Origin of the sequence: Streptomyces sp. NBC_00576 (assembly GCF_036345175.1) — a bacterium.
Taxonomy (GTDB): domain Bacteria; phylum Actinomycetota; class Actinomycetes; order Streptomycetales; family Streptomycetaceae; genus Streptomyces.
The window spans coordinates 10,797,046-10,814,823 of record NZ_CP107780.1; the positions used below are offsets into that span (position 1 = coordinate 10,797,046).

A 17,778-nucleotide genomic window follows, 5' to 3' on the forward strand; every position below is an offset into this window, starting at 1 on the left:
GTTCACATGATTCCCGCGTCGTTCGCTCAGCGACGGCTGTGGCTGCAGTGGCGGATCGAGGGGCCCAGCGCCACCTACAACAGTCCCACGATTCTGCGGCTGACCGGACAACTGGACCGGCGGGCACTCGACTCCGCGCTGCGTGACGTCATCACCCGGCACGAAGCGCTGCGCACCGTCTTCCCCGAGACGGACGGCGAGCCCCACCAGCAGATCGTCCCCGTCGTGGACCTGGACTGGGAACTGCCCGTGGTCGAGGTGACCGGCGACGACCGTCCGGCGCACCAGGGGCTGTACACCCTCGACGAACTGCGCTGGGACGAACCGGTCCTGGACCTGCCGACCGCCGAGGCAACCGGCGACCTGCCGGCGGACCGGATCGACGCGGGGGACCTGCCCGGCGCGGTCGCGCGTGCGGCCGCCTACGGGTTCGACCTGTCCACGGAGATCCCGATACGGGCGTGGCTGTTCGCCGTCGCTCCCGACGAGCACGTGCTCGTGACAGTCGTCCACCACATCGCGACCGATGGCTGGTCGATCGCCGCGTTCACCCGCGACCTGTCGACCGCGTACACCGCCCGCAGCCGGGGGCAGGCCCCGGACTGGGCCCCGCTGCCGGTGCAGTACGCCGACTACACCCTGTGGCAGCGAGAACTCCTCGGCGACCGGGACGATCCCGGCAGCGTCCTCTCTCGTCAGATCGCCTACTGGCGGGATGCCCTGGAGGGAGCCCCCGAGGAGCTGACCCTGCCGACGGACCGCTCCCGCCCCGCGGAACCTTCCCACCGCGGGCACACGGTCGCGATCGGCATGCCCGCCCGGACCCACGCCACGCTGGCCGCGGTGGCCCGCCGCCACCACGCCACTCTGCCGATGCTGTTCCAGGCTGGCCTGGCGGTGACGCTGTCGCGGCTCGGCGCCGGTGACGACATCCCGATCGGGACGCCGACCGCGGGGCGATCCGACGAGGCGCTGCACGACCTGATCGGATTCTTCGTCAACACCCTGGTGATCCGGGCGGATCTCACCGGGGACCCCACGTTCGCCGAGGTGATCGACCGTGTGCGCACCACGGCCGTGCGCGCCCTCGGCCATCAGGACGTGCCGTTCGAGCGGCTGGTCGAGGTGCTGGCCCCGGCTCGCTCTCTCGCCCGCCATCCCCTGTTCCAGGTCGCCCTCGCCCCGCTCGACGACACCACCACGCTCGACGTCCACGGCCTGCGCGGCGACGTGCTCTCGATCGGCCGTGCCTCGGCCAAGTTCGACCTGGAGGCGATGCTGGGCGAGGGCTTCGACGAGGCTGGTGCACCGGCGGGGATACGCGGCGTGGTCACGGGTGCGGCAGATCTGTTCGACGCGAGCACGGTCGAGTGGATCGCGGGGTGTCTGGTGCGCGTCCTGACGGCGATGGCAGCCGACCCGGACATGCGCGTCAGCTCGGTCGAGGTGCTGGGCGCGGACGAGCTGTTCCGGCTGGTGGAGGGGTTCAACAACACGGCGGTGCCGGTGCGGGACGCGTCGCTGCCGGACATGTTCGCGGAACGGGTGGCTGCCGATCCGGACGCGTCGGCCCTGGTGTGCGGCGGAGTCGAGATGTCGTACGCCGAACTCGACGTGCGTTCGGACCGGCTGGCCCGCGCCCTGGTGGCTTCCGGGGTCGGGCAGGAGTCGGTCGTCGCCGTGCTGATGGAACGCTCGGTGGACCTGGTGGTGGCCCTGCTCGCCGTGTTGAAGGCCGGTGGCGCCTATCTGCCGCTGGATGTGACATGGCCGGTGGCGCGGATGCGTTCCGTGATCGAGGACGCGGGCGCCCACCTGGTCGTGGTGAGCGAGACGTCGGCCGGACACGGCCTCGGTGTCGCTGAGGTGTCTGTGGATGAGGGATCGGACGAGGGCCCCCTTCCGGTCGTGGCGCAAACGGCGGCCGCGTATGTGATGTACACGTCCGGTTCGACGGGTGTGCCGAAGGGTGTGGTGGTGACGCACCGGGATGTCGTGGCGCTGGCCACGGATCGCTGTTGGGGTGCTCCGTCGCGGGTGTTGTTCCACGCGCCGCATGCCTTTGATGCCTCGTCGTATGAGTTGTGGGTCCCGCTGCTGTCCGGCGCGACGGTTGTCGTCGCGCCGGACGAGCGGGTGGATGCGGTGGTGATGCGCCGTCTGGTCGCCGATCACGAGCTGTCGCATGTGCATGTGACGGCCGGATTGCTGCGGGTGCTGGCGGATCAGGATCCGGGTTGTTTTGCGGGTGTGGGTGAGGTGTTGACGGGTGGGGATGTGGTGCCGGCGGAGTCGGTGCGTCGGGTGCTGGAGGCCAGTCCTGGTGTGATGGTGCGGCAGTTGTACGGGCCGACCGAGGTGACCTTGTGTGCCACTCAGTACGGGGTCGGGGATGCCGGTCGGGTGGACGGGGTGCTGCCGATCGGGCGGCCGTTGGACAACATGCGGGCGTATGTCCTGGATGGCGGGCTCAGTCCGGTGCCGGTGGGTGTGGCCGGGGAGCTGTATGTCGCCGGGGTTGGTGTCGCGCGGGGTTATCTCGGCCGGCCGGGGCTGACCGGTGAGCGGTTCGTGGCCTGCCCGTTCGGTGTGGCCGGTGAACGGATGTACCGCACGGGTGACTTGGTGCGCTGGGATGCGGAAGGCCGGTTGGTGTTCGTCGGGCGTGCCGACGGGCAGGTGAAGATCCGTGGGTTCCGGGTGGAGCCGGGGGAGGTGGAGGCCGTCCTGGGTGCCCATCCGGCGGTGGCCCAGGCGGTTGTCGTGGTGCGGGAGGACGTGCCCGGGGACAAGCGCCTGGTCGCCTATCTGGTGCCCGCCGAACGGGGCGAGGTCCTCGGCGTCACCGTCCGCGCATACGCCACCGAGCGGCTGCCGCAGTACATGGTTCCCTCGGCGATCGTGGAGCTGGACGGCTTCCCGCTCACGACGAACGGCAAGCTCGACCGCAAGGCGCTCCCCGCCCCCGACTACACGATCGGCGTGGGTCGGGCGCCTGCCACTGTGCGCGAGGAGATCATTTGCGCGGCCTTCGCGGATGTTCTGGGGCTGGAGAGGGTCGGCGTCGACGACGATTTCTTCGCTCTCGGTGGGCATTCGCTGTTGGCGGTGTCGTTGGTGGAGTGGTTGCGGCGGCGTGGGGTGTCGGTGTCGGTGCGGGCGTTGTTCGTGACGCCGACGCCGGCCGCGCTCGCGGCGGTGGCGGGGCTGGATTTGGTGGAGGTGCCGCCGAATCTCATTCCTGAGGGTGCCGTTGAGATCCGGCCGGAGATGTTGACGCTGGTGGAGCTGTCCGAGGTGGAGGCCGCCCGGGTGGTGGCGGCTGTGCCGGGGGGTGCGGCCAATGTGCAGGACGTGTATCCGCTGGCGCCGTTGCAGGAAGGCATCTTTTTTCATCACTTGATGGCGGGTCAGGACGGTGACGACGTCTATGTCATGCCCTTCGTCTTGAGGATGGGCTCGCGTGCCCGCTTGGACTCCTTCCTGACCGCGTTGCAGCGGGTGCTGGACCGGCATGACGTGTATCGCACGGCGATCGTGTGGGAGGGGTTGCCGGAGCCGGTTCAGGTGGTGTGGCGGCAGGCTGAGTTGCCGGTCACGGAGGTGGTCCTTGGTGCCGGCGCGGGTGACGTGGTCGGGCAGCTGTTGGCGGCCGCCGGTGGGCGTATGGAGTTGGACCGGGCGCCGTTGCTGAGGGTGCACATCGCGGCCGATCCGGGCGGTGGCGGATGGCTCGCTCTCGTGCGGATGCATCACCTCGTCCAGGACCACACGGCCCTGGAAGTGGTCCTCGAAGAGGTGAAGCTGTTGCTGGCGGGGCGGGCCGATGCGCTGCCTGCGCCGGTGCCGTTCCGTGACTTCGTGGCGCAGGCCCGGCTGGGTGTGTCCGAGGAAGCGCACCGGGAGTACTTCGCCGGACTGCTGGGTGATGTGACGGAGACCAGCGCCCCCTACGGACTGCTCGACGTTCGCGGCGACGGCACGGGGGTCACCCAGGGCCGGTTGGCCGTGGAGAGCGGCCTGGCCGTGCGTGTGCGGAAGGTGGCACGGTCGCTCGCGGTGAGCCCTGCGACGGTGTTCCACCTCGCGTGGGGTCGAGTTCTGGCGGCGGTGTCCGGGCGTGATGACGTCGTGTTCGGCACGGTGCTGCTGGGCCGGGCGAGCGTCGGGGCCGACCGTGTGCCGGGGCTGTTCATGAACACCCTTCCCGTCAGGGTCGATTCGGCCGACCGGACCGTGCGGCAGGCCCTGGCCGACATGCGCGAACAGCTCGCCGAGCTGCAGATCCACGAGCACGCGCCGCTGACACTGGCTCAGGCCGCCAGCGGCCTGCCCGGCGGTAGTCCCCTGTTCACCTCGATCTTCAACTACCGTCACCTTCAGGTGGACGTCGAACGATCAGGCACCGGGATCGAAGGCATCGATGCCGTGCTCACAAGGGATCCGACGAACTACCCCCTCGACGTTTCTCTCAACCAGAGCGCCTCCGGCTTCGAGTTCATCGTGGAGGCGACGGCACCGGTCGACCCGATGGGGGTGTGCACGCTCCTGCACACCTCGGTGGCGAACCTGGTCACGGCGTTGGAGGACACCCCGGACCTGCGGCTCGGGGCGGTGGACGTCCTCGACCCCGAGTACACGGAGTTGCTGCGGCACGTCAACGACACGGCCGCGCCCGCACCGGACGGTCTCGTGCCCGCGCTGTTCACCGCGCAGGCCACGCGTGTGGCCGAGGCGGTGGCGCTGGTGGGGTCCGGCGTGGAGCTGAGCTACGGCGAGGTCGAGGCACGCTCGAACCGGTGGGCCAGGCATCTGATCGCCTCGGGGGTGGGCCCGGAGTCGGTGGTCGCACTCGTGCTGGAGCGTTCACCGGATCTGCTGGTGGGGATTCTCGCGGTATTGAAGGCCGGTGGCGCGTATCTGCCGATCGATCCGGAACAGCCGGCCGAGCGGGTGGCGTTCATGATCGAGGATGCCGCACCGGTCCTGGTGCTGGATGAGGCCGCGATGCGGGTGGCCGTGGACGGGTACGCGGACTCGGCGGTGTCCGACGCCGACCGGATCGCTCCGTTGTTGCCCGGCCATCCGGCGTACGTGATCTACACGTCGGGCTCGACGGGACGGCCGAAGGGTGTCGTCCTCTCGCACGAGGGATTCGTGAATCTCTCGGTGAGCCATGACCGCTTCGGGGTGGGGCCGGGGAGCCGGGTGGCGCAGTTCGCGGCGATCGGGTTCGACATGTTCTGCGAGGAGTGGCTGCTCGCGCTGCTGTCGGGGGCGGCCCTGGTGATCGTTCCGGCCGACCGGAGGCTCGGCGTCGAGTTCGCGGAGTTCCTGGCGGACTCCGGGGTCACGCACGCGACGTTGCTCCCCGCTGTGGTGGCCACGATCCCGGAGGGCGCCCTCGACGACGACTTCGTCCTGGACGTGGGCGGGGAGGCGCTTCCGGCCGAGGTGGTCGCCCGATGGGCGGCCGGAAGGACGATGTTCAACAGCTACGGGCCGACCGAGACAACGGTGAACGCAGCCGTGTGGCGGTGCCGTCCCGATCTGGAAACGGCCGCTGCGGTGCCCATCGGCCGTCCCATCGCCAACACCCGCGTCCATGTGCTCGACGACGCGTTGCGGCCCGTTCCGATGGGTGTGCTGGGCGAGTTGTACGTGACGGGTACGGGCTTGGCACGCGGTTACCTGGGACGCGCGGGCCTGACCGCCGAACGGTTCGTGGCATGCCCGTTCGAGCCGGGGCGGCGGATGTACCGCACCGGCGACAGGGTGCGGTGGAACGCCGACGGGGAGCTGGTGTTCGCCGGGCGTGCGGATGATCAGGTGAAGATCCGCGGGTTCCGGATCGAGCCGGGTGAGATCGAGGCCGTGCTGGCGGCCCATCCGGGCGTGGAGCAGGCCGCGGTCGTCGTGCGGGAGGACGTACCCGGAGACCTCCGGCTGATCGGCTATGTGATCCCTGCCGAAGGCGTGAACGCCGCCGAGCTGCCTGATGGGGTGCGTGGGCTAGCGGCGCAGCGCCTGCCGTCGCACATGGTGCCGTCGGCGGTGGTGGTGCTCGACGCGTTCCCGCTGACGCCGAACGCCAAGCTGGACCGCAAGGCGCTGCCCGTGCCGGCGTACACGACGTCCGCCGGCACGGGCCGGGCCCCGGCCGACGTACGCGAGGAGACCATCTGTGCCGCGTTCGCGGACGTCCTGGGCCTGGATCGGGTCGGGGTCGATGACGACTTCTTCGCCCTGGGCGGGCACTCGCTGCTCGTCGTCTCCCTGGTGGAGCGGCTGCGGCAGCGGGGGGTATCGGTCTCGGTGCGGGCGTTGTTCGCGACCCCGACGCCCGCAGGACTGGCGTCGGCCGCGACGCCGGAGTCGGTGGTGGTGCCACCCCACCTGATTCCGCGGGACGCGCAAGAGATCACGCCGGAGATGCTGCCGCTGGTCCAGCTGACCGAGGCCGAGATCGAACGCGTGGCGGCGGCGGTGCCCGGAGGCATGCCCAACATCCAGGACGTGTATCCGCTCGCGCCCCTCCAGGAGGGCATCTTCTTCCATCACCTGATGGCGGACCGCGACGGCACCGACGTCTATGTGACGCCGACGACGCTGCGGTTCGACTCGCGCAGCCGCCTCGACGCGTTCCTCCTCGCGCTGCGGCAGGTCGTGGACCGCAACGACGTGTACCGCACGGCGATCGTGTGGGAGGGACTGCCGCAGCCTGTCCAGGTGGTGGTACGCCACGCGGAGCTGCCGGTCACCGAGGACTCGGCGGAGCGGCTGCTCGGGGCGGGTGGTGGCTGGATGGACATCGGCCGTGCTCCGCTGATGGACGTGTGCGTCGCGGCCGAGCCGGACACCGAACGGTGGCTGGCGCTCGTGCGCATCCACCACCTGGTGCAGGATCACACGGCATCGGACGTGTTGCTCGACGAGGTGCGGGTGTTCATGACCGGGCAGGCCGACCGGCTGCCCGTGCCGGTGCCGTTCCGTGAGTTCGTGGCACAGGCACGGCTGGGGATGCCGCGCGAGGAACACGAGCGGTACTTCGCCGAACTCCTCGGAGACGTCACCGAGTCCACCGCGCCCTACGGCCTCATGGACGTGCTCGGCGACGGCGGTGCGGCACAGGCGGGCCGGCTGCCCGTCGACGGCGACCTGGCCCGCCGCGTGTGGGAGGTGGCGCGTTCGCTGGGCGTCAGCCCGGCGACGGTGTTTCACCTGGCATGGGCGCGCGTGCTCGGAACCCTCTCCGGCCGTGGAGACGTCGTGTTCGGCACGGTGATGTTCGGACGGATGAACTCCGGCGAGGCCGCGGACCGGGTGACGGGTCTGTTCATCAACACCCTTCCGGTGCGCGTGAACCTGGCCGAACACAGTGTGGGCGAGGCGCTGACCGGACTGCGCGGCCAGCTCGCGGAACTGCTCGTGCACGAACACGCGTCACTGGCGCTGGCGCAGAGGGCCGCCGGCCTGTCCGATGGCGGACCGCTGTTCACCTCGCTCTTCAACTATCGGCACGTCAAGGCCTCGGACGCCGGCCAGGCGGAGCTGGACGGAGTAGAGGTACTTTCCGTTCACGATCACACCAACTACCCCCTCACCGTTTCGGTGGACCAGAGCGCGACCGGCTTCGAACTGGTCGTCGAGGCTGTGGCGCAGGTCGATCCGACGGAGGTGTGCGGGCTGCTGCACACCTGCCTGGGGAACCTGGTCGAGGCGCTGGCGGACTCCCCGGACGCCCCCCTCCACGCGATCGACGTCCTGGACGCCGAGTACGCCGAACTGCTGTCCCGGAGCGGCGACATGGCCGCCCCGGTGCCGGACGGAGTGGTGCCGGATCTGTTCGCGGCCCAGGCGTTACGGACGCCGGACGCGATCGCGTTGGTGGGCACTGACAGCCGGCTGAGTTACGGCGAGGTGGATGCGTGGGCGAATCGTCTGGCGCGGAAGCTGGTCGTGTCGGGGGTGGGTCCGGAGTCGGTGGTGGCTTTGGTGTTGGAGCGGTCGCCGGAGTTGGTGGTGGCGGTTCTGGCGGTGCTGAAGGCGGGTGGTGCGTACTTGCCGATCGATCCGGGGCAGCCGGTTGAGCGGATCCGGTCGGTGATCGAGGATGCCGGGTCGGTGTTGGTGGTGGACAGTCCGGAGTTCCTTGCGGAGGTCGACGGTTATGACGAGGGTCCGGTGTCGGACGTGGACCGGCTTGCTCCGTTGCTGCCGTCCCACCCGGCGTATGTGATCTACACGTCGGGCTCCACCGGACGGCCCAAGGGTGTGCTGGTGCCGCACCGGAACGTGGTGGCGTTGTTCGCCGCTGCCCGGGAGGTGCTGGACTTCGGTGCGGGTGATGTGTGGAGCTGGTTCCACTCGCTGGCTTTCGACTTCTCCGTTTGGGAGTTGTGGGGTGCGTTGCTGCATGGCGGGCGGGTGGTGGTGGTGCCGTTCGAGGTGTCGCGGTCGCCGGGGGAGTTCGCGGAGCTGTTGGAGCGCGAGCGGGTGACGGTGCTGAGTCAGACGCCTTCGGCGTTCTACCAGCTGATGGAGGCTCAGTCGCACCGTGCCGGTGCGCTGCACGACCTGCGGGTGGTGGTGTTCGGCGGTGAGGCGCTGGAGCCGGCGCGGCTGGCCGGCTGGTGGGAGCGGTTGGGCGGGGCCGGGCCCCGGCTGGTGAACATGTACGGCATCACCGAGACCACGGTGCATGTCACGCACCACGATCTCGGGCCGGACGAGAGCACGGACGGCAGTGTGATCGGGCGGGGTCTGCCGGGGCTGTCGGTGTATGTGCTGGATGAGTGGCTGCGGCCGGTCCCGGTGGGCGTGACCGGTGAGTTGTATGTGGCCGGGGCGCAGGTCGCGCGGGGCTACATGGGCCGCCCGGGGCTGACCGGTGAGCGGTTCGTCGGGTGTCCGTTCGGTGTGGCGGGGGGCCGGATGTACCGGTCGGGTGACCGGGCCCGGTGGGCTGCGGACGGTCGGCTGGTGTTCGCGGGGCGTGCGGATGAGCAGGTGAAGATCCGTGGGTTCCGGATCGAGCCGGGTGAGGTGTCGGCCGTGCTGGCGGCGCACCCGGACGTGGTCCAGGCCGCGGTGATCGCGCGCGACGACGCCCTGGGCGGAACGCGGTTGATCGGCTACGTCGTGCCCGCCGACGGCTGCGACGGTGTCCTGGACGCGGTGCGCGGGTTCGCGGTGGAGCGGTTGCCGTCGTACATGGTGCCCTCGGCGTTCGTGGAGCTCGAGACCCTGCCCTTGACGGTCAACGGCAAGCTGGACCGCAGGGCGCTGCCGGAGCCGGACCACGCCGGCGCGGGTGCCGGACGCGCCCCGGTCACGGCTCAGGAAGAGCTGCTGTGCCAGGCGTTCGCCGAGGTGCTGGGGCTGCCGGTGGTCGGGGTCGACGACGACTTCTTCGCCCTCGGCGGGCACTCGCTCCTGGCGGTGTCCCTGGTGGAGTGGCTGCGGCAACGCGGCGTGTCGGTCTCGGTGCGGGCCCTGTTCGCGTCCGCGACCCCGGCCCGCCTGGCCGCGGTGGCCGGGCCCGACCGGGTCGAGGTGCCGCCCGGCCGGATCCCCGACAACGCCACAGAGATCACACCGGAGATGCTCCCCCTCGTCGAGCTGACCGATGAGGAGCTGGCCCGCGTGGTGGTGGCCGTTCCGGGGGGCGTGCCCAACATCCAGGACGTGTATCCGCTGGCGCCGCTGCAGGAAGGCATCTTCTTCCACCACCTGTTGGCCGACCGGGACGGCACGGACGTCTACGCGACACCGATCATGCTCACCATCGCCTCCCGGCAGAGACTTGAGGACTTCCTCGCGGCGCTGCAGCAGATGGTGGACCGGAACGACATCTACCGCACCGCGATCCTGTGGGAAGGGTTGCGCGAACCGGTGCAGGTGGTCGTACGCCATGCCGATCTGCCGGTCGAGGAGATCGCCCTCGACCCCGACGGACCCGAGGCCGCCGATCAGCTTCTGTCGGCGGGCGAGTCCGCCATCGACGTGACACGAGCGCCGTTGCTGCGGGTGCGTGTGACGGCGGCCTCGGACGGCGGATGGATGGTGCTGCTGCGCATCCACCACCTGGTCCAGGACCACACCACCTTCGACGTGGTGCTCGACGAGGTCCGCGCGTTCATGAACGGGCAGGGGGAGCGGCTGCCCGCGCCAGTGCCGTTCCGCGAGTTCGTGGCCCGGGCACGGTTCGGGGTTTCGCGGGAGGAGCACGAGCGCTACTTCACCGACCTGCTGGGCGACGTCACCCAGACCACGGCCCCGTACGGCCTCATGGACGTCTACGGTGACGGCACGGATGCCGCACAGGTCCGGCTGCGGATGGACGAGGCCCTGACCCGGCGAGTCCGGAACCTGGCGCGGTCGCTCGGCGTGAGCCCGGCGACGCTGTTCCACGTGGCGTGGGCACGGGTGCTCGGCACACTGTCGGGCCGCGACGACGTCGTGTTCGGTACGATCCTGTTCGGACGGATGAACGCCGGCGCCGGCGCCGACCGTGCTCCGGGCCTCTTCATCAACACCCTGCCGGTGCGGCTGCGTCTGGCCGCCAAGAGCGCGGCCGACGTCCTCACGGACATGCGCCACCAGCTCGCTCAGCTGATGGTCCACGAACATGCCTCGCTCGCCCTGGCACAGCGGGCCAGCGAGGTGCCCGGCTCCAGCCCGCTGTTCACCTCGCTGTTCAACTACCGGCACAACCTGCCCGCCGAGCGGCATCCCGGCGCCGGCCTCGACGGCGTGAGCGTCGTGATGCACCGGGAGTACTCGAACTACCCGGTGGTCGTGTCCGTCGACGATGACGGCACAGACTTCGAGGTGGAAGTGGAGGCCGTCGCCCCGGTCGATCCCTCGGGGGCGGGCACGCTGCTGCTCACCTGTCTGGAGGGCCTGTCGACGGCCCTGGAACACGCTCCGGACACCCCCCTGACAGCGATTGACGTGCTCGGCCCGGCCGAGCTCACACGGATCCTGGCGGGATGGAACGACACGGCGGCACCCGCGCCGGAAGTGCCGGTGCCCCAGGCCTTCGCCGCCCGCGTGGCGGCGGATCCGGACGCGGTGGCCGTCGTGGGGGACGGCGTGGAACTCACCTACCGGGATCTCGACGTGCGTTCGGACCGGCTGGCCCGCGCCCTGGTGGCTTCCGGGGTCGGGCAGGAGTCGGTCGTCGCCGTGCTGATGGAACGCTCGGTGGACCTGGTGGTGGCCCTGCTCGCCGTGTTGAAGGCCGGTGGCGCCTATCTGCCGCTGGATGTGACATGGCCGGTGGCGCGGATGCGTTCCGTGATCGAGGACGCGGGCGCCCACCTGGTCGTGGTGAGCGAGACGTCGGCCGGACACGGCCTCGGTGTCGCTGAGGTGTCTGTGGATGAGGGATCGGACGAGGGCCCCCTTCCGGTCGTGGCGCAAACGGCGGCCGCGTATGTGATGTACACGTCCGGTTCGACGGGTGTGCCGAAGGGTGTGGTGGTGACGCACCGGGATGTCGTGGCGCTGGCCACGGATCGCTGTTGGGGTGCTCCGTCGCGGGTGTTGTTCCACGCGCCGCATGCCTTTGATGCCTCGTCGTATGAGTTGTGGGTCCCGCTGCTGTCCGGCGCGACGGTTGTCGTCGCGCCGGACGAGCGGGTGGATGCGGTGGTGATGCGCCGTCTGGTCGCCGATCACGAGCTGTCGCATGTGCATGTGACGGCCGGATTGCTGCGGGTGCTGGCGGATCAGGATCCGGGTTGTTTTGCGGGTGTGGGTGAGGTGTTGACGGGTGGGGATGTGGTGCCGGCGGAGTCGGTGCGTCGGGTGCTGGAGGCCAGTCCTGGTGTGATGGTGCGGCAGTTGTACGGGCCGACCGAGGTGACCTTGTGTGCCACTCAGTACGGGGTCGGGGATGCCGGTCGGGTGGACGGGGTGCTGCCGATCGGGCGGCCGTTGGACAACATGCGGGCGTATGTCCTGGATGGCGGGCTCAGTCCGGTGCCGGTGGGTGTGGCCGGGGAGCTGTATGTCGCCGGGGTTGGTGTCGCGCGGGGTTATCTCGGCCGGCCGGGGCTGACCGGTGAGCGGTTCGTGGCCTGCCCGTTCGGTGTGGCCGGTGAACGGATGTACCGCACGGGTGACTTGGTGCGCTGGGATGCGGAAGGCCGGTTGGTGTTCGTCGGGCGTGCCGACGGGCAGGTGAAGATCCGTGGGTTCCGGGTGGAGCCGGGGGAGGTGGAGGCCGTCCTGGGTGCCCATCCGGCGGTGGCCCAGGCGGTTGTCGTGGTGCGGGAGGACGTGCCCGGGGACAAGCGCCTGGTCGCCTATCTGGTGCCGCACGAGGTGGGTGCGGCTCTCGAGGGTGTGGTCCGGGAGTATGCCCTCGGGCGGCTGCCGCAGTACATGCTGCCGTCGGCGTTGGTGGAGCTGGACGCTCTGCCACTGACGGTCAACGGCAAGCTCGACCGCAGAGCTCTGCCTGTGCCGCAGTACACCGCCGGCGTGGGTCGGACGCCCGCGAACGCCCGGGAAGAGCTGCTGTGCCAAGTGTTCGCTGAGGCTCTGGGACTGCCCACGGTCGGAGTGGACGACGACTTCTTCCTGCTCGGCGGGCACTCGCTGCTGGCCATGCGGTTGGTGAGCCGGATCCGTGCGGTGCTGGGTTTGGAAGTGCCGCTGCGGGCGCTGTTCGAGGCCCGCACACCGGCGGAACTGGCGGCGTGGTCGGTCCAGGCCGCGCCCGGCCGGGCGGCGCTGGCGGCTCGGGAACGGCCGGAACGGGTTCCGCTGTCGTTCGCCCAGCAGCGCCTGTGGTTCCTGGGACAACTGGAGGGGCCCAGCCCGACGTACAACATCCCGCTGGCACTGCGCCTGGCCGGGACGCTGAACCGAGAGGCCCTCACGGCGGCACTGCGCGACGTGATCCAGCGCCATGAGGTGTTGCGCACCGTGTTCCGGACGGTCGAGGGAGACCCGTTCCAACAGGTGCTGTCGCTGGAGGAGACGGCGTTCGCCCTGGACGTCGTCCAGGTGTCCGCCGAGGACGTGGCCGACCGGGTGGCGCAGGCCGCCGGGTACGCGTTCGATCTCGCCGTCGAGGCCCCGCTGCGCGCGGCGTTGTTCGCGGTGGCGCCGGACGAGCACGTGCTGGTGCTGGTCGTGCACCACATCGCGGCCGACGGCTGGTCGATGGAACCGCTGGCGCACGACGTGTCGGCGGCGTACGCGGCGCGGTTGGAGGGCGAGGCCCCGGTCTGGGCTCCGCTGCCGGTGCAGTACGCCGACTACGCGTTGTGGCAACGAGAGCTGCTGGGTGACGAGGAGGATCCGGAGAGCCTGCTGTCGCGTCAGGTCGCGCACTGGCGGAACACCCTGGCGGGCGCACCCGAAGAACTGGACCTGCCGGTCGACCGGCCCCGCCCTGCGGAGACCTCACGCCTCGGGCGGCTCGCCAGGGTGGAGATCCCTGCCGAACTGCACCGGCGACTGCTGGAGGTGGCACGGGCCGAGGGTGTGACGGTGTTCATGGTGCTCCAGGCCGCGCTGGCGGTGACGTTGTCGCGCCTGGGGGCCGGCACGGACATCCCCATCGGCGTGGCGGTGGCGGGCCGTACCGATCGCGCGTTGGAGGACCTGGTCGGGTTCTTCGTGAACACCCTCGTCATGCGCACCGACCTCTCCGGTGACCCCAGCCTCACCGAGGTGCTGGAGCGGGTGCGCGAGACGTCCCTGGCGGCGTTCACACACCAGGACGTGCCGTTCGAGAAACTGGTCGAGGAACTGGCCCCGGCCCGGTCCCTCGCACGTCATCCGCTGTTCCAGGTGATGATGACCCTGCAGAACACCGGCCGGGTCGCGGGAGCGCCGGAGGTGGCCCTGCCCGGCCTGCGGACCGGCGCACTGGGCACCGACGTCACGGCGCTCGAGTTCGACCTCGACCTGAGCCTCGCCGAGACCTTCGACGAGGCCGGCGATCCGGCGGGGATCAACGGCTCGCTCATGGCCTCCGCCGACCTGTTCGACCAGGACACCGCCGAACGGCTGGCGGATCGACTGGTGCGGGTAGTGCGGACGATGGGCGCAGAACCCGCCACCCGGATCACCGAGGTCGATGTGCTCGGCCCGGAGGAACGCCGACGGTTGCTCACGGAGTGGAACGACACGTCGGTGCCCCTGCCGGACATCTCCGTGCCCGAGGCGTTCGCCCGGCTGACGGCGGCCGATCCCGGTGCCCTCGCGGTGCGGTCCGATGGCGTCCGGCTCGACTATGCGGAACTGGAGGTGCGGGCCGATGAGTTGGCGCGGGTGCTGGTCGCGTCGGGCGTGGGGCAGGAGTCGGTCGTCGCCGTGGTCATGGAGCGGTCGGTGGACCTGGTGGTGGCCCTGCTCGCCGTGTTGAAGGCCGGTGGTGTGTATCTGCCGCTGGATGTGGGTTGGCCGGTGGCGCGGATGCGTGGGGTGGTCGAGGACGCCGGTGTGCGGTGGGTTGTCACGCATGGGGATGCGGCTGGGCATGAGTTCGTCCGGACGACGGACCTGGGTGTGGTGTGGGTCGATGGGGTTGCGCAGGCGGCGGAGGTGGCGCTGCCCACTGTGGAGCCTGATGCGGCCGCGTATGTGATGTACACGTCCGGTTCGACGGGTGTGCCGAAGGGTGTGGTGGTGACGCACCGGGATGTCGTGGCGCTGGCCACGGATCGCTGTTGGGGTGCTCCGTCGCGGGTGTTGTTCCACGCGCCGCATGCCTTTGATGCCTCGTCGTATGAGTTGTGGGTCCCGCTGCTGTCCGGCGCGACGGTTGTCGTCGCGCCGGACGAGCGGGTGGATGCGGTGGTGATGCGCCGTCTGGTCGCCGATCACGAGCTGTCGCATGTGCATGTGACGGCCGGATTGCTGCGGGTGCTGGCGGATCAGGATCCGGGTTGTTTTGCGGGTGTGGGTGAGGTGTTGACGGGTGGGGATGTGGTGCCGGCGGAGTCGGTGCGTCGGGTGCTGGAGGCCAGTCCTGGTGTGATGGTGCGGCAGTTGTACGGGCCGACCGAGGTGACCTTGTGTGCCACTCAGTACGGGGTCGGGGATGCCGGTCGGGTGGACGGGGTGCTGCCGATCGGGCGGCCGTTGGACAACATGCGGGCGTATGTCCTGGATGGCGGGCTCAGTCCGGTGCCGGTGGGTGTGGCCGGGGAGCTGTATGTCGCCGGGGTTGGTGTCGCGCGGGGTTATCTCGGCCGGCCGGGGCTGACCGGTGAGCGGTTCGTGGCCTGCCCGTTCGGTGTGGCCGGTGAACGGATGTACCGCACGGGTGACTTGGTGCGCTGGGATGCGGAAGGCCGGTTGGTGTTCGTCGGGCGTGCCGACGGGCAGGTGAAGATCCGTGGGTTCCGGGTGGAGCCGGGGGAGGTGGAGGCCGTCCTGGGTGCCCATCCGGCGGTGGCCCAGGCGGTTGTCGTGGTGCGGGAGGACGTGCCCGGGGACAAGCGCCTGGTCGCCTATCTGGTGCCCGCCGAACGGGGCGAGGTCCTCGGCGTCACCGTCCGCGCATACGCCACCGAGCGGCTGCCGCAGTACATGGTTCCCTCGGCGATCGTGGAGCTGGACGGCTTCCCGCTCACGACGAACGGCAAGCTCGACCGCAAGGCGCTCCCCGCCCCCGACTACACGATCGGCGTGGGTCGGGCGCCTGCCACTGTGCGCGAGGAGATCATTTGCGCGGCCTTCGCGGATGTTCTGGGGCTGGAGAGGGTCGGCGTCGACGACGATTTCTTCGCTCTCGGTGGGCATTCGCTGTTGGCGGTGTCGTTGGTGGAGTGGTTGCGGCGGCGTGGGGTGTCGGTGTCGGTGCGGGCGTTGTTCGTGACGCCGACGCCGGCCGCGCTCGCGGCGGTGGCGGGGCTGGATTTGGTGGAGGTGCCGCCGAATCTCATTCCTGAGGGTGCCGTTGAGATCCGGCCGGAGATGTTGACGCTGGTGGAGCTGTCCGAGGTGGAGGCCGCCCGGGTGGTGGCGGCTGTGCCGGGGGGTGCGGCCAATGTGCAGGACGTGTATCCGCTGGCGCCGTTGCAGGAAGGCATCTTTTTTCATCACTTGATGGCGGGTCAGGACGGTGACGACGTCTATGTCATGCCCTTCGTCTTGAGGATGGGCTCGCGTGCCCGCTTGGACTCCTTCCTGACCGCGTTGCAGCGGGTGCTGGACCGGCATGACGTGTATCGCACGGCGATCGTGTGGGAGGGGTTGCCGGAGCCGGTTCAGGTGGTGTGGCGGCAGGCTGAGTTGCCGGTCACGGAGGTGGTCCTTGGTGCCGGCGCGGGTGACGTGGTCGGGCAGCTGTTGGCGGCCGCCGGTGGGCGTATGGAGTTGGACCGGGCGCCGTTGCTGAGGGTGCACATCGCGGCCGATCCGGGCGGTGGCGGATGGCTCGCTCTCGTGCGGATGCATCACCTCGTCCAGGACCACACGGCCCTGGAAGTGGTCCTCGAAGAGGTGAAGCTGTTGCTGGCGGGGCGGGCCGATGCGCTGCCTGCGCCGGTGCCGTTCCGTGACTTCGTGGCGCAGGCCCGGCTGGGTGTGTCCGAGGAAGCGCACCGGGAGTACTTCGCCGGACTGCTGGGTGATGTGACGGAGACCAGCGCCCCCTACGGACTGCTCGACGTTCGCGGCGACGGCACGGAGCTGGCGCAGGCCAGGCTGCGGGTGGAGGACGAGTTGACGCGGCGGGTTCAGGCTCTGGCACGCTCGCGCGGGGTCAGCCCCGCGACGATCTTCCATCTGGCGTGGGCCCGGATGCTGGCGGCGGTGTCCGGGCGTGATGACGTCGTGTTCGGCACGGTGCTGCTGGGCCGGGCGAGCGTCGGGGCCGACCGTGTGCCGGGGCTGTTCATGAACACCCTTCCCGTCAGGGTCGATTCGGCCGAGCAGACGGTGGGGCGGGCGCTGACGGACCTGCGTGACCAGCTCGCCGACCTGCTGGCGCACGAGCACGCGCCGCTGACACTGGCTCAGGCCGCCAGCGGCCTGCCTGCCGGTGCCCCCCTGTTCACCGCGCTGTTCAACTACCGGCACGGCAAGCCGGTCGTCCACGAGCCGGACGACGTGCTCGCGGACGTCACGACGCTCTTCACGCAGGAACGCAACAACTACCCGCTGGGCGTCTCGATCGACGACGACGGCGAGACGTTCGGCATTACCGTCGACGCCGTGTGTCCGGTGGACGCCGACGAAGTCGCCGCGCTGCTGCAGACGACCCTCGCCAACCTCGCCACCGCGCTGGAGGACGGTTCCGACCTCCCGCTGACGTCGGTGGACGTGCCCGGCGCGGCGGATCGGATCCCCGACGTGGACGGGGCCGCCTCCTCGGCCGGCGGGCGGGCCGTGCTCGTACCGGAGGCGGGCGGGGCGTGGACGGTGGGCTCCGGTCGCGCTCCCGCCACCGCCCACGAGGAACTGCTCCGCCAAGCGTTCGCCCACGTGCTGGGCCGGGAACGGGTCGGTCCCGACGACGACTTCTTCGCGCTCGGCGGGAATTCCCTGCTGGCGACCAGGCTGGTCAGCCGGATGCGGTCGGCGCTCGGCATGGAGGTGTCGATCCGGGCGCTGTTCGAGACGCTGACCCCGGCCCGTCTGGCCGCACGACTGCGCCCAGTCGCCCCCGGCCGCGTGGCCCTCACCGCGCGGGAACGCCCGGAGCGGCCACCGCTGTCCTTCGCACAGCGCCGGTTGTGGTTCATCGGGCAGCTCGAGGGCTCCAGCGCCAGCTACAGCAATACCACCGCCCTCCGGCTGCGCGGG

The 17,778-nt window shown here is 70.3% G+C and carries 1 protein-coding gene (only partly in view); it reads left to right on the forward strand.

Annotated features, from left to right (window positions below; all coding sequences use genetic code 11):
• The first annotated feature begins 6 nt into the window (after positions 1 to 6).
• On the forward strand, positions 7 to 17,778 hold the 5' portion of the coding sequence (locus OG734_RS47145) for a non-ribosomal peptide synthase/polyketide synthase (RefSeq protein ID WP_330285435.1). Its footprint extends 3,048 nt past the window's final position; only the first 17,772 of its 20,820 coding nucleotides appear in the window; it begins with the start codon at positions 7 to 9; its stop codon lies beyond the right edge, outside the window.